This window comes from Jiella sp. M17.18 (genome assembly GCF_041027365.1).
Classification (GTDB): domain Bacteria; phylum Pseudomonadota; class Alphaproteobacteria; order Rhizobiales; family Rhizobiaceae; genus VKMB-3413.
The window spans coordinates 273476-286858 of record NZ_JBFTEH010000003.1; the positions used below are offsets into that span (position 1 = coordinate 273476).

The window sequence follows — 13383 nt, forward strand, 5'->3', positions numbered from 1 at the left end:
CAGCCGAGCGATCGCGATGTGCGGGGAGCCGGTGATGTTGCGTCCTCCAGCTCACGGAGACTTGCCCTTGTCCATCCCGCTTCGCCAGGCCGCGGCCGTCGGCACCTATATCGTCCGCCAGCATCTCGCCCGCCGCAAGCGCTACCCGCTGGTGCTGATGCTGGAGCCGCTGTTCCGCTGCAATCTCGCCTGCGCCGGCTGCGGCAAGATCGACTATCCCGACGAGATCCTGAACAGGCGGCTGTCGAAGGACGAGATGATCGGCGCCGCCGAGGAATGCGGCGCGCCGGTGGTGGTGATCGCCGGCGGCGAGCCCCTGATCCACAAGGAGCTGCCGGAGACCGTCCGGGAACTCGTCCGGCGCAAGAAGACGACGATCGTCTGCACCAACGCGATCCTGATGGAGAAGAAGATCGCGGACTACGAGCCGAGTCCGTATTTCACCTGGTCGGTCCATCTCGACGGCGACCGCCAGATGCACGACGCCTCGGTGTGCCGGGAAGGGATCTACGACAAGGCCGTCGCGGCGATCCGCCTCGCCAAGGAGAAGGGCTTCCGCGTCACCATCAACGCGACCTTCTTCAACAATGCCGAGCCGGAGAAGGTCGCGAACTTCTTCGACGAGGTGACGGCGCTCGGGCTCGACGGCATCACCGTGTCGCCGGGCTACGCCTATGAGCGGGCGCCCGACCAGCAGCACTTTCTCAACCGGTCGAAGACCAAGGAGATCTTCCGCGAGGTGTTCCGCCGCGGCGAGGGCGGCAAGCGCTGGAAGTTCAACCAGTCCTCGCTGTTCCTCGACTTCCTCGCCGGCAACCAGACCTATCACTGCACGCCCTGGGGCAATCCGACCCGCACGGTGTTCGGCTGGCAGCGGCCCTGCTACCTCCTCGGCGAAGGCTACGCCAAGACCTTCAAGGAGCTGATGGAGGAGACAGACTGGGACAGCTACGGCACCGGCAATTACGAGAAGTGCGCCGACTGCATGGTCCATTCGGGCTTCGAGGCGAGTGCCGTCGAGGATGCCGTTCGCCGGCCCTGGAAGGCGATGCGCGTCGCGATGAAGGGGGTGAGGACGGAAGGGCCGATGGCGCCGGACATCCCGCTCGCCAACCAGCGCCCCGCCCAGTACGTCTTCGCGCAGAACGTCCAGATGAAGCTGTCCGAGATGCGGGCGCAGAACGAGGCGAACGCCGCCAAGGTGTCAGACAAGAAGGCCAAGGCCCGGGCCGAGCAGGCCGCGAACGCGGCGTAGCGTCGCCATCGCCCGGGCGGTGTCCCGGGCGAGTCCCGGCAGCAGCGCAAGCTGGCGCGGCCGCCGGGTCAGTTCTTCAGCGATCGCGCGCAGGTCGAGCCGGCCGTCCGGTGAGATGGCGCGGATCGCCAGCGGCGGCAGCGGCCGGTCGGCGGTATCCGAAACCGCCCGCAGGACCACGAACGGCAGGCCGTGCTCGGCGGCGAAGCGGGCGGCGAGATGCGATTCCGTGTCGACGGCGACCGCCCCCAATGCCTCGGAAAGCCGGCGCTTGTTCGCGACTGTCAGAACCGGTTCGCCGGCCGTGGCCATGGCGCCCCGGTGAAGCGGCGCGCCGCCCATCGCAGATCCCGCCCACCGCACGCCCAGCCGGTCCGCCGCGGCTTGGTCGCAGGGATAGGTCACTCCCCGATCCAGCACCGCCGATGCGAGGACCAGGTCGCCGGCCCGCATGGCCGGGACCAGTCCGCCGCACAGGCCGAAGCTCACGACGCCGTGCAGGTCCGCCGGATCGATCGCCTGCAGCCTTGCCGCCAGGGCAGCCGGCGGCGCCGCGCATGTCAGGATGCCGTCGCCGGCCGCAATCCTCGCCTCGGCGGCCAGTCCGCTGACGACGAGGATGCGGCGGCCGGCGCCCGGATGCCTCAGAGCTTCACCGTGCCGTTGTCGCCCATGTCGGGGCGGCTGTTCGAGACCGCCGCCGCGAGCATCTTAACGTAGGACACCGCGGTGCCGGGGCTGTTCCAATAGTGGGCGTCCTTCGGATCGATCTTCAGGACGCGGATCGAGGGATCGTCCGGGCTCTCCCACCAGGCCTTGGCCGGCGTTCCCCAGAGCTCCTTGATCTTCGCGCGGTCGTTGCTGATCTCCGCCGTGCCGGAGATCGAGACGTAGGTCTGGCCGCTCGTATCGGCGAAAGCCAGGTTCACGTTCGGATTGGCGGCGATGTCGGCGTCCTTGTGGCTCGCGACGTCGGTGAGGAAGTAGACGGTTCCGGTGTCGCGATCGACCTGGGCCGCCATCGGCCGCGAGCGGATGTCCTGGCCCTCATGCGTAGCTAACATGCAGAAGCCGATCTTCTCCACGAGATCAAAGACCTGTTCGACGTCGTTCTTGGCCACGATGGGCTCCTTTGCCGGCAATGATTGTCTGCCGGGGAGACGTCTCAGCCCCCGGCAAAGTTCCGTTCCCCGATGCCGCACCTCTTGAGGCTGCACACCGCGGACAGGACGCGGCTCACATTCCGTAGCTCACATGGCGGCTGTTGCCGCGCTTCAGGTTGCGGTAGCGGGCCATCGCCCAGAGCGGGAAGAACTTCGGATAGCCGTGGTAGCGCAGGTAGAAGACGCGGGGGAAGCCGACGGCGGTGTAGCGCCGCTCCTCCCAAAGCCCGTCCTCGCCCTGCGTCGCCTGGAGGTAGGCGATGCCGCGCGCCACCGCCGGATCGTCCACCTGGCCCGCCGCCATCAGGGCGATCAGCGCCCAGCCGGTCTGCGAGGCCGTCGAGGGCGCGGGCCGGTAGCCGGCATAGTCCATCGCATAGCTCTCGCCGCCTTCGCCCCAGCCGCCGTCCTCGTTCTGGATCGCCTTCAGCCAGCCGCTCGCCTTCCGCATTGCGGGATGCTCGGGCTCGATGCCGGCGGCGTTGAGCGCCGAGAGGGCCGACCAGGTGCCGTAGATGTAGTTCATGCCCCAGCGGCCGTACCAGCTGCCGTCCTGCTCCTGCCCGGAGAGGAGATGATCGATTGCCCTGGCGAGGCGGGGGCTCGTCTCCCGCGTCTCGCCGAGCTGGGCGAACATGGAGATGCAGCGCGCGGTGACGTCGGCCGTGGGAGGGTCGAGCAGTGCGCCGTGGTCCGCGAACGGGATGTTGTTGAGGTATTCGTAGGTGTTGTCGGCGTCGAAGGCGGCCCAGCCGCCATTCTTGCTCTGCAGCCCGCCGACCCATTCGGCGGCGCGGGCGACCGGCTCGGCATAGGCGCCGCCGTCTTCGCCCTTTGCGGCGACGCGGTCCATCGCCATGGCGACGACGGCGGTGTCGTCGAGGTCGGGATAGTCCGGATTGGCGTATTGGAACGCCCAGCCGCCGGGCCGCACGTCCGGCTTGATGTCGGCCCAGTCGCCCTTGTGGTCGAGTTCCTGGCGCGGCTTCAGCCAGTCGAGCCCGGCCTTGGCGCGGCTTTCCGCCGCCCCCCCGGCCTCGAGCAGGGCGTGGCTCGACAATGCGGTGTCCCAGACCGGCGAGACGCAGGGCTGACAGTAGGCTTCGTCCTCGCGGACGACGAGGAGTCCTTCGATCGCCTTGCGCGCGGTGACGACGCGCGGATCGTCCGCCGGTAGGCCGAGGACGTCGTACATCATCACCGCGTTCGCCATGGCCGGATAGATCGCGCCGAGGCCGTCCTCGCCGTTGAGCCGCTTGTCGACGAACTCGACCGCCTTGCGGATCGCCCGCTCCCGGCTCCCCTTGGGAAAGCCGCCTTCGATCCGCTGCAGCACCTTGTCGATGCCGCCGAAGATCTGCGACCAGGGCGCCACCTGGTGCGGCCCCTTCGGCCAGTCGCGCACCTCTTCCGGCGGCGTCGTGAACAGCTCGCCGATGCCGATGCCGCGGAGATTGCGCGCTCGCGGCTTGAGTGTCTGCAGGACGAGCAGCGGCACGATGACGGTGCGCGCCCAGTAGGAGATCTTGGAGAGGTGGATCGGGAACCAGCGCGGCAGGAGCATGATCTCCACCGGCATCACCGGGACGCCGCGCCAGGGGATCGCGCCGTAGAGCGCGAGGAGAATGCGGGTGAAGACGTTGCTCCTCGCGGCACCGCCATGGGCGAGGATCGCCTCGCGCGCCCGGCGCATGTGCGCGGCGTCCGGGTCATCGCCGATCATCTTCAGCGCGAAATAGGCCTTGACGCTGGCGCTCATGTCGAAGGCGCCGTCGGTGAACAGCGGCCAGCCGCCGTGATCGGCCTGGATGCGGCGGAGATAGTTGCCGATCTTCGCCTCGATCTCCCGGTCCTCCTCCCCGAGATAATGCAGCAGCAGGACGTATTCCGAGGGGATCGTCGCATCGGCTTCGAGTTCGAAGCAGAAGTGGCCGTCGGTCTTCTGATGCGCGAGGAGGCCTTCGACGGCGCGTTCGATCCCGGCGTCGAGATCGCCTGCCTCGCCGGTCGGCCCGGGCACGGTCCCGTCCGGGCCGAGCTCGTCCAGGGGGAAGGACGACACGACGGTGCCTTCGCTGACGATCTGGTCGTGAAGGTCTTGTCTCATGCGGCGGCTCGTTTCTGTGGAGTCTGGAGGCTCTTCTTCAGCGCCAGGGCGGCGGCCTTGCGTCCGGACCGGATCGCTCCCTCGATCGTCGCGGGGAGGCCGGTGCGGGTCCAGTCGCCGGCGAGGAAGAGGTTCGGCGTGGTCGTGGCGGTGGCGGGGCGCTTTTCCGCCTGTTCGGGGGTGGCGAGGAAGGTGGCGCGGCGCTCCTTGACGATCTGCCAGCGCGGCAGGGCCGGCGGCAGATAGGCGACGAGCGAGATCTCGCGCCAGATCTCGGCCGCGAGTTCCTCGCGCGGCATCTCCAGCAGCCTGTCGGCGGCGCTGATCGTCACCGACACCCGGCCGGGGAAGGCAAACAGCCACTCGCTGAGGCCGTTCAGAATGCCGGTGATCGGCGGCAGGCGGCGGGGCGAGTCGATCAGGAAATGCGCATTGACGATGGCGCTGAAGCGGTCCGGGGCGAGGGTGCCCGGAAGAAGCGCCGTCGCAACCGGCGGCGGCACCGCCAGGATGACGCTGTCGTTCGGGTCGAGCGCGACCTCCCTGCCGGCGAACTGCAGCGCCCGGATGCCGCCATCGTCGCGGCTGACCGACTTCAGGGCGGCGCCGAAGCGGATTTCGGCGCGGCAGCGGTCGAGCTTGGCCAGCGCCGGATCGACCAGCGCGGCCGACAGCCCGTCATGCGCGATGATCGGCCGGCAGGCCTTGCCGCCCGCCGCCACCGTCTCGCGGATCAGCGCCGCCGCGAGCCGGCTGGAGGCCTCGGCGGGCTCGGTGTTGAGGCCGGCGAGCAGGAGCGGCCGCCAGAGCCGTTCGTAGAGCGGATCGTCGGTGCGCATGACCGCGCCGAGCGGCCGGTCGCGCTGCGGCAGGAACAGCTTCAGCGGCGAAAAATAGTCGGTCGGCCGGCTGCCGGGCACGCGGCGCTCGGGGTCGAAGATCCAGTGCGGCAGCCGCCCCGGATTGGGCTGCAGCACCCATCGCTCGCCCCGCTTGATGTCCGCGAACGGAAACACGCAGTCCTCCGCGATCGTCAGCGCGGTCTCGCCGCCGATCTCGCTGATATAGTCGAGGGTCGCATGGTTGCCGGACAGGATGAGGTGGTTGCCGTTGTCGATCCGGGTGCCGAGCTGCGGATCGTCATAGGACCGGCAGCGCCCGCCGGCCTGCCGCGAGGCTTCGTACAGCACGACGCGGGCGCCGGCTTCCGCCGCCGAATGGGCGGCCGCAAGCCCGGCGAGCCCCGCCCCCACCACATGCACGGTGCCGTCCATCAGAGGATGCCGTAGAACAATACGGCTCTGGCCAAAGGCAGCTTCGGGCGCGAGATGCGGTTGCGCGGCGCCGTCCAGCCGCGCTCGGCGAGCTGTTCCAGCAGCGGCTGATAGGCGGCCGCCATCAGGCGCGGCGTGCGGACCGCGGCGCGGGGGCTCGCATCCATGATGCGCTCGGCTTCGGCGAAATGCGCCCGGGCACGCTCCGCGACCGTCTCGCAGACGCCAGCAAGACGCGGATCGGCGAGGATCGCGGCGATCGGCCTGTCGAGAAGGCCGGCGCGCGCAAGTTCCTCGCGCGGCAGGTAGAGCCGCCCCATCCCGGCGTCTTCGTCGATATCGCGCAGGATGTTGGAGAGCTGCAGCGCCCGGCCGAGATGATAGGCGAGTTCCAGCCCGTCGCCCTGCGGCATCCCGAAGACGCGGACGGAGAGCCGGCCGGCCGCGCTCGCCACCCGGTCGCAGTAGAGATCGAGCGTCGCCCAGTCCGGCGCCCGCAAGTCCGCCTCGACGTCCATCATCATGCCGTCGATCACCGCGTGGAAGTCCGCCCGCTCCAGGCCGAACCGCCGCACGGCCTCGGCCAGCGTCGACAGATGCGGCGGCGGCGCCCCGTCGTAGAGCGCATCGATCTCGCTGCGCCAGGCCTCCAGCGCGGCGTGCCGCTGCGGCCGCGGCTGATCGCCGTCGGCGATGTCGTCGACCGCCCGGCAGAAGTCGTAGATCGCAAACATGGCGAGGCGCTGCTCGCGCGGCAGGATGCGCAGCGCCAGGTAGAAGGAACTGCCGGATGCCGCCGCCTCCGCGCTGGGGGCGTCGTCGCGCGCCTGCATGAGGCTCCATCGGGACAACAGCGCGCTCACCGGCGTGCCTCGACCCGGCTGCGCCTCGCTGCCGGCCGTTCTAGCCATCGTGTCGCTCCTTTCGTGACGGCGACGATCGTCAGACCGATCATCGCCCGCTTGCTGAGATGCACCGGCTCGCTCAGCGGATCGAACTGCCGCAGCCGGGCGATCAGCACCGCTGCCAGGCGTCGGATGACATCGATTTCGAGCCGAAGCCGGCGATCGCGGATCAGTCCCGGCAGCGGCTCGCTCGCTGCAAGGAGCGCGTCCGCCTTCTGCGTGAGCGCCCGGATCGTCGCGAGCAGTTCCGGCGACGCGCGGTCCTTGCCGAGGTCGGCGATGTCGGCGCCGTGCTCGGCGAGCGTGTCCTGCGGCAGGTAGACCCGGCCGAGGGCGCGATAGTCCTTGCCGCAGTCCTGCAGGTGGTTGATCACCTGCAGCGCCGCGCACAGCGCATCGGAGGCAGCCCAGGTTCCCGGCGATTCCCGGTGGATGTCGAGCACCAGCCGCCCGACCGGCATGGCCGAGAGGGAACAGTAGTCCATCAGCTCGTCCCAGCTGGCATAGCGGGACTTTTCGACGTCCAGCCGGAACGCCTGCAAAAGGTCCGTCGGATGGCGCGCCGACAGCCGGTGTTGGGAAATCGCCTGGCGCAGCGGCACGGCGTCGGCCATCTCGGCCTGGCCGAACAGCGTCGCCTCCATCTCGTCGAGAAGCCGCAGCTTCTCGGCCGCCTCCAGGGTCGGATGGTCGGCGATGTCGTCGGCGGACCGGGCGAAGCGGTAGAAGGCGAGGATCGCCGGCCGGTATTTCGGCGCGATCAACCTTGACGCGACGGGAAAGTTTTCGTCGCGATGGCCCTTCCCGGAACTCCAGCGATTGTCGCTCATGGCTTCCCGCCGCTCCCGGCCTGCGCCTGGAAGCGGCCCTTCCATGCGCCGCCGCGCCCGAGGCTGTGCTCGACGGCCGAATTGATCGTGAACTCGGCGTAGAGCGCCGCGATCGCCGGCAGAAGCACGGCGGCGATCGCGGGAACACGGTAGAAGCGCAGCATCGGAACGAAGGCGGCGGACATCAGGATCCAGCCCGCAAGACCTGCAAGGCGGCCCCAGCCGTGGGCGAAGACGAGCGCGATCGGCGGAACCAGGAACACCAGCGCCAGGCCGAGCAGCGCGACGCAAAGACGAAGCGGCGAATAGCGCAATTCGGCATAGGCCGAGCGCGAGACCATGCGGCGGATGTCGGCGAAGGCGGGATAGGCGCGGATGCTGAAGGCTTCGTCGGTGAGGCCGAGCCAGATCGGGCCGCGCCGCTTCATCAGGGCGCCCAGCGCGCAGTCGTCGATCAGGGCACCGCGAATGGCGCCGAGGCCTCCGGCCTCCATCAACGTCTCGCGATGCACCAGCATGGTCCCTCCTGCGGCCGCGGCGACGCGTCTGTCAGGGTTCCTCACCCACGCGAAAGGATAGAGCATCTTGAAGAAGAAAACGAAGGCCGGCACAAGCAGAATCTTGGCCAGGCTGACGGTTTTGAGCTTGACCATCAGCGAGGTGAGCACCGTCCTGCGGCGAATCGCCAGCGCCGCGAGACGGCCGAGGATATCCTTCCGGAAGCGGATGTCGGCATCGGCGAAGAGCACGAAGTCGGGGGGCGCTTGGCGGCCGGCCGCCCAGTCGAGCCCCTCCTGCATGGCGAAGAGCTTGCCCGTCCAACCCTGCGGCAGCGGCCGGCTGCGGATCACCGTCAGGCGCTCGGCGCGTCCCGCGGCCTGCGCCGCCGCCTGCGCGGCCTCGGCCGTGCCGTCGTCGCTGTGATCGTCGACGAGCAGCACGTGCAGGCTGCCGGCATAGTCCTGCGACAGGAGCGAGGACAGGCTTTCGGCGATGACCTCCGCCTCGTTCCGGGCCGGGACGATGGCGAGCACCGACGGCAGAGTGGCGGCGCCTTGCGGCCGCTCGTCCGCCGCCGGCAGCAGGTCCGGCGCGACGCGCCAGAAGCCGCCGCGCAGCGCGAGGAGATAGAGCCAGATCGCGAGCGAGAGGAGGGCGAGGGCGGTCACGCTATCATCCCCGCTGCGCGAAACCAGGCGAGGGCGTCGCCGACGGCTTCCTGCCAGGGCCGGCTCCGGTAGCCGAGGTCGCGGCGCGCCTTGGTGTCGTCGAAGAACATGCGCTGGCGCGCCATCCGCAGCGCGTCGAAGGAGACGAAGGGCTCCTTCCCCGTGAAGCGCGACATCGCTTCGGCGGCGGCTGCGAGCGGCATGACGGCGCCGACCGGCAGCTTCACCCGCGGGGGACGGCGGCCGAGTTGGCGGGCGATCTCGGCGAGCATGTCCGACAGGGCGACGTTCTCGCCGCCGAGGATGTAGCGCTCGCCGATTCTGCCGTGGCGCAGCGCCAGGAGATGGCCCTCGGCGACGTCGTCGACATGGACGAGGTTGAGCCCGGTGTCGACATAGGCCGGCATGCGGCCGGCGGCCGCCTCGACGATGATCCGCCCGGTCGGCGTTGGGCGGATGTCGCGCGGGCCGATCGGCGTAGAGGGATTGGCGATGACCACGGGAAGCCCGTCGTCGGCAAGCGCGCGCACGGCCTCTTCCGCGAGCACCTTGCTGCGCTTGTAGATGCCGACGGCCGCATGCGCCTCCACCGTCGCGGTCTCGTCGGAAGGCTCGGCTTGCGACGGCTTCAGGACCGCGACGCTGCTGGTATAGACGATCCGCTCGACGCCGCCTTCGGCAGCCGCACGCATGATCGCCCGCGTGCCCTCGACATTGGTGCGCAGAAGCGCGGCCGGCTCGCGCGTCCACAGGCGGTAGTCCGCGGCGGCGTGGACGAGGTAGCGCATGCCGGAGACCGCCGCCCGCAGCGAGGCGGCGTCGTTGAGGTCGCCCTCAACGACCTCGGCGCCTGTGCCGGAGAGGTTCTGCCGCGGGCTTTCCCGGCGGACCAGCGCCCGCACCGCAAAGCCCGCCCCTGTGAAGCTGCGCACGAGCGCCGAGCCGAGGAAGCCGCTGGCCCCGGAAATCAGCACCGGGCCGGGCGAGGGGGCCGGGCCCTCGCGGGCCTGCAGCGGTGCTTCGCCGAAGTCCCGGTCGGCCGGATCGCCAGGGTGGCGCACGTGATGGGGGGCGTCGAAGCTCATGACTGTTTCGGGCTCGCCGTCACCGCCGCGGATGGTCCTGCTCGCTGGTCGTGAAGAATCGGGGTCGTGAAGTCGGGTCGGAAGGTCACAGTTGTGTGAGCTAAGCGCGGCGGCGCCCAGGTCGAGTCGGGCTGCGGCGTTTTTCGCGAGCCGACCATCTAACCGTAAGCTCGTCGCGCGCCGCCGCGTCACGCGGACGCTTGTTGCGGTCACCGCAAGACGTAGATGCTGCGGCGGACCGGCCCGGCAAGGCGGTGGTGGAAGACCGGTCCGGGCAGGACGGTCGGGCCCGTACCTGCGGCAACCCTTGCGGCGGGTTCCGCCGGTTCGAGGGGCGAGCGATCCCGCCGGCGCCAGGGAGGTCAGGCACATGCGCAAACGGGACATCCTCTGGAAGGCCGGCGCGACGCTTGCCGTCGGCATCGGAGCAACCGCCGTGAGCGCCGAGCGCGCACGGCGTCACCATCCGCCCACCGGGCGCTTCCTCGACGTCGACGGCGTCAGCCTGCACTTTGTCGAGCGCGGCAGCGGGCCGCCGGTGGTGCTCCTCCACGGCAATGGCAGCATGATCGCCGATTTCGTCAGCAGCGGACTGGTGGACAAGCTCGCGGCAAGCCGCCGCGTGATCGTGTTCGACCGGCCCGGCTACGGGCACTCCAGCCGTCCGCGTGGCCGCGCCTTCACCCCGGTGGCTCAGGCCGACCTCTTTGCCGAGGCCGTCCGGCGTCTCGGCGCCGAGCCGGCCCATGTGCTCGGCCATTCATGGGGCGCGCTGGTTGCCGCGGAATGGGGCCTTCGGCATCCCGAGACGGTGAGTGGCCTGACCCTCGTCGCAGGCTTCTTCTTTCCGGTGCCGCGCGCCGACGTCCTCTTCGCCTCGGCGCCCGCGGCTCCGGTGCTCGGCAGCCTCGCCAGGCGCACCGTGCTTCCGCCGCTCGGCCGGCTGACATGGGGAGCACTGCTCGGCCGGATCTTCGGGCCTAACCCGGTTCCGGAGCACTGGCGCGAGGGGTTTCCGCGGGAGATGGCGCTGACGCCTCGGGCGCTGCGGGCTTCGGCGGAGGAGACGGCGGCGATGATCCCTGCCGCCCGCCGGGCGCAAGATCGCTACGGGACGTTGCGCCCGCCGCTGACGATCGTCGCGGGAAAGGCCGACCGGATGGTGGCGACCTCGCAGCAGTCGGAGCGCCTGCACGAGGCGGTCGCCGGCAGCCGCCTCGTCCTTCTGCCGGGCGTCGGCCACATGGTCCACCATGTCGATCCGGACGCGGTGGCGGAGGCCGTCGACGCAGCTCGGCCGCGAGACGCAACAGGCGCGGCCGCGCCGCGGCTCCGGATCGTCGGCGCGCCCTGACGCGAGTGCCTCAGCTGTCCTTCTTCCGGGCCAGCCGCTCGGCCGACTTGCCGGCCGTGGCGACGTCGCGGAGATAAGTCCTGTGGCCGGGGATCGCGAGCGATGCCGCGATGATCAGCGGTATCAGCATGATCAGGAAGGTCCATTTCAACCCGCTCTCGCCGCCGCCGAGCCAGCCCGACGCAAAGCCGAAGAGCATCGGCGCGGCCCCTTCCAGAAGCGCGCGCAAGGCCATCCGGCCGGCTTCCGCACGGCCCCAGAGGGTGGGGACGATGATGTCGAGGCGGGCCGCGTCGATCGACGGGTTCGCCGCCGCGAGAAACAGCGCGCCGAGGGTGAGGAGGGCGACGCCGAGGATGAGGCTGGTCGTCCAGATGGCGGGGGCGAAGCAGCAGACGGCGAGGACCATCGCGATGCCCGGCAGGGTGATCCGGATGTCGTGGTATTTGCGCGAAAGGAAATATTCCGACAGCCGCCCGCCGAGCGTCACGCCGGCGAGTCCGCCGATGCCGATGACGATGAGCAGGCCGCTGAGGAGCGCGCGCGAGACGTCCCAGTGCTCGGTTAGATAGATGAAGCCGAAGGCGCGAATCCCGGCGAAGAAGTAGTAGCCGAGCGCCGAGGCGATGACGAGCAGCACATAGGTCGGGATCTTCAGGACGTATCGCAGCACCCACCACAGGCTCCGCTTGCTCGGATCCTGCGTCAGGACGAGGTCCGGATGCGGCTTCACGCCGGCATCCATGATCTCCTCCTGCACATGCGCCGACGCGCCCGCTTCGGCGGTGTCCTGCTCCGCTTCCGGGGGCGGCTCGGCGCCCTCTTCGACGTCTTCCTGCGAGCGCACCTCGCGCTCGCCCGGCATGATCCAGCTCTGGCCGCCGCGCGCCGGCTCCGGCAGGTAGCGCCAGATCACGAAGGCGAGCGCGAAGGCGGGCAGCGCCATGACGAAGAACGGCCAGCGCCAGTCGAGAAAGGAGGAGACTTCGCCGGAGACGAAGAAGCCGACGCCGGCGCCGGCCATCTCGCCGGCGAGGATGATGCCGTACATGCTGGCGCGTTCGCGGGCGGGGAAGAAGTCGCCGGTCAGCGAGGCGACGGCGGGCGCCGCCGTCGCCGTGACGGCCCCGAGGAAGATCCGGGCGCACAGCATGAAGGCGAACGAGTTCGCGAGGCCGCTCACCAGCATGGCGATGCCCCAGACGGCGATGGCGACGACCAGGATGCGCGTGCGACGGATGCGGTCGACGAGGACGCCGAAGGGCAGGGTGAAGACCGCACCGATGAAGGAGACGGCGGCGATCAGGATGCCGATCTGGGCGTTGCCGATGTCGAAGGCGTCCTTGAGGCTGCCGGCGACGGCGGACACGGTGGCCTTGTCGGCGGTGTCGAGCGCGAGAATTGCGGCCAGGATGAGCACGACGCGCAGACGTGCGGGACCGCCCACCGTCTCTTCGGCCCGCTTTTCGCCAGCCGCAATGACTTCGGCGGTCATAGAATCATGTGTGTCCGTCACGGAAATCCTCGAGCCAGGCGGTCCCCGGCCCGATCGACCTGCGTCGATCCGTCGCCGATCCCACTATCCCGGACCTAACCCGAGTGGCGGAGGGATCGTTGCGCCGCGGCGCCGGCGAAGATGTTCGCTGTCAATCTGTCTGACTGTGGCGCGACGGTGCGATGCGTGGCCGAGAACGGACCCGCCGCTGGACGCGCATTGAGACGAAACAGGCGAGGGCGCGAGCCGGGGATGTGACCGGGATCAGGCTCGGTTCGGCGATGGAGGGGGACCCTGTGGCGGCCGGCGGTTCGGGCGCTGGCGCAGATGGCTGTCAGTCGTTCTGGCCGGCCTCGGGGGCGGCGGCGCGCTCGCCGTCCGAAAGGCTTTCTTCCTGGCCGCTGCGCAGCGCCATCACATGCGGCCCGAGACGCGGGTCCTTGCGGGTGCGCACATCGGCGATACCGAGGGCTCGCAGGGCAGACTCGACTTCTTCGGCGAGTTGGATGTCGTCTTCCGTGGGCATCGTCTGCCTTCCCGAGTCAGGATGCCCCTCAATCGTATGGGAACGAAACTGTCTCGGTCTATCAACTGTTTTAAGGAAGGGCGGATTTTCGCCCGCCTGCGGCAACCGGCCGTTGCCGCGACGCACGCGGCGGGGAAGCCGTCAGCTCCACCCGCCGGATGTCCGCGCTGTCTTCGCCCGAGTGCTGCCCTCGGCATCGCGCCGGCATGGCGTGGCGCCG

At 69.8% G+C, this 13383-nt stretch carries 12 protein-coding genes; 2 read left to right on the top strand and 10 right to left on the bottom strand.

The genetic code is table 11. From position 1 onward, the window contains the following. Positions 1-67 precede the first annotated feature (67 nt). Positions 68-1255 (top strand): adenosyl-hopene transferase HpnH, encoded by a 1188-nt coding sequence (gene hpnH, locus AB5S17_RS07665; protein ID WP_369237862.1) that lies wholly within the window; start codon positions 68-70, stop codon positions 1253-1255. Here hpnH and AB5S17_RS07670 read toward each other — a convergent pair. From AB5S17_RS07670 to hpnA, 8 genes are all read right to left on the bottom strand, one after another. Further along, complete coding sequence (locus AB5S17_RS07670; RefSeq protein WP_369238326.1) at positions 1205-1903, bottom strand: phosphorylase; 699 nt, start codon at positions 1901-1903, stop codon at positions 1205-1207. The genes hpnH and AB5S17_RS07670 overlap by 51 nt on opposite strands. Continuing rightward, the gene (locus tag AB5S17_RS07675) at positions 1900-2379 is read right to left on the bottom strand and encodes a pyridoxamine 5'-phosphate oxidase family protein (protein ID WP_369238328.1); all 480 of its coding nucleotides are present in this window, start codon (positions 2377-2379) and stop codon (positions 1900-1902) included. Before AB5S17_RS07675 ends, AB5S17_RS07670 begins: the two co-directional genes overlap by 4 nt. Positions 2380-2491: 112 nt before the next feature. Then, on the bottom strand, positions 2492-4525 hold the full coding sequence (gene shc / locus AB5S17_RS07680; RefSeq protein WP_369237864.1) for a squalene--hopene cyclase: 2034 nt from the start codon (positions 4523-4525) through the stop codon (positions 2492-2494). Next, complete coding sequence (hpnE, locus tag AB5S17_RS07685) at positions 4522-5799, bottom strand: hydroxysqualene dehydroxylase HpnE (protein WP_369237866.1); 1278 nt, start codon at positions 5797-5799, stop codon at positions 4522-4524. Before hpnE ends, shc begins: the two co-directional genes overlap by 4 nt. Next, a complete protein-coding gene (gene hpnD, locus AB5S17_RS07690; RefSeq protein ID WP_369238330.1) occupies positions 5799-6632 on the bottom strand; it encodes a presqualene diphosphate synthase HpnD in 834 nt (277 codons plus the stop codon). The genes hpnE and hpnD overlap by 1 nt, the downstream gene beginning before the upstream one ends. Before the next feature lie 26 nt (positions 6633-6658). Next, complete coding sequence (gene hpnC / locus AB5S17_RS07695; protein ID WP_369237868.1) at positions 6659-7534, bottom strand: squalene synthase HpnC; 876 nt, start codon at positions 7532-7534, stop codon at positions 6659-6661. Beyond that, a complete protein-coding gene (locus AB5S17_RS07700; RefSeq protein WP_369237870.1) occupies positions 7531-8703 on the bottom strand; it encodes a glycosyltransferase in 1173 nt (390 codons plus the stop codon). The genes hpnC and AB5S17_RS07700 overlap by 4 nt, the downstream gene beginning before the upstream one ends. Next, the gene (hpnA, locus tag AB5S17_RS07705) at positions 8700-9677 is read right to left on the bottom strand and encodes a hopanoid-associated sugar epimerase (RefSeq protein WP_369238332.1); all 978 of its coding nucleotides are present in this window, start codon (positions 9675-9677) and stop codon (positions 8700-8702) included. The genes AB5S17_RS07700 and hpnA overlap by 4 nt, the downstream gene beginning before the upstream one ends. 481 nt (positions 9678-10158) lie before the next feature. Between hpnA and AB5S17_RS07710 the strand changes: the two genes are divergently transcribed. Beyond that, positions 10159-11142, top strand: a complete 984-nt coding sequence (locus AB5S17_RS07710) for an alpha/beta fold hydrolase (protein WP_369237872.1) — start codon at positions 10159-10161, stop codon at positions 11140-11142. A gap of 10 nt (positions 11143-11152) precedes the next feature. On the opposite strand, the gene AB5S17_RS07715 is transcribed toward AB5S17_RS07710, so the two are convergent. Beyond that, positions 11153-12637, bottom strand: coding sequence for an MFS transporter (locus tag AB5S17_RS07715; protein ID WP_369237874.1), 1485 nt, complete (start codon positions 12635-12637; stop codon positions 11153-11155). Between the two features lie 334 nt (positions 12638-12971). Further along, entirely contained in the window at positions 12972-13163 is a 192-nt protein-coding gene (locus tag AB5S17_RS07720) for a hypothetical protein (protein WP_369237876.1), read from the bottom strand. Between the last annotated feature and the right edge of the window lie 220 nt (positions 13164-13383).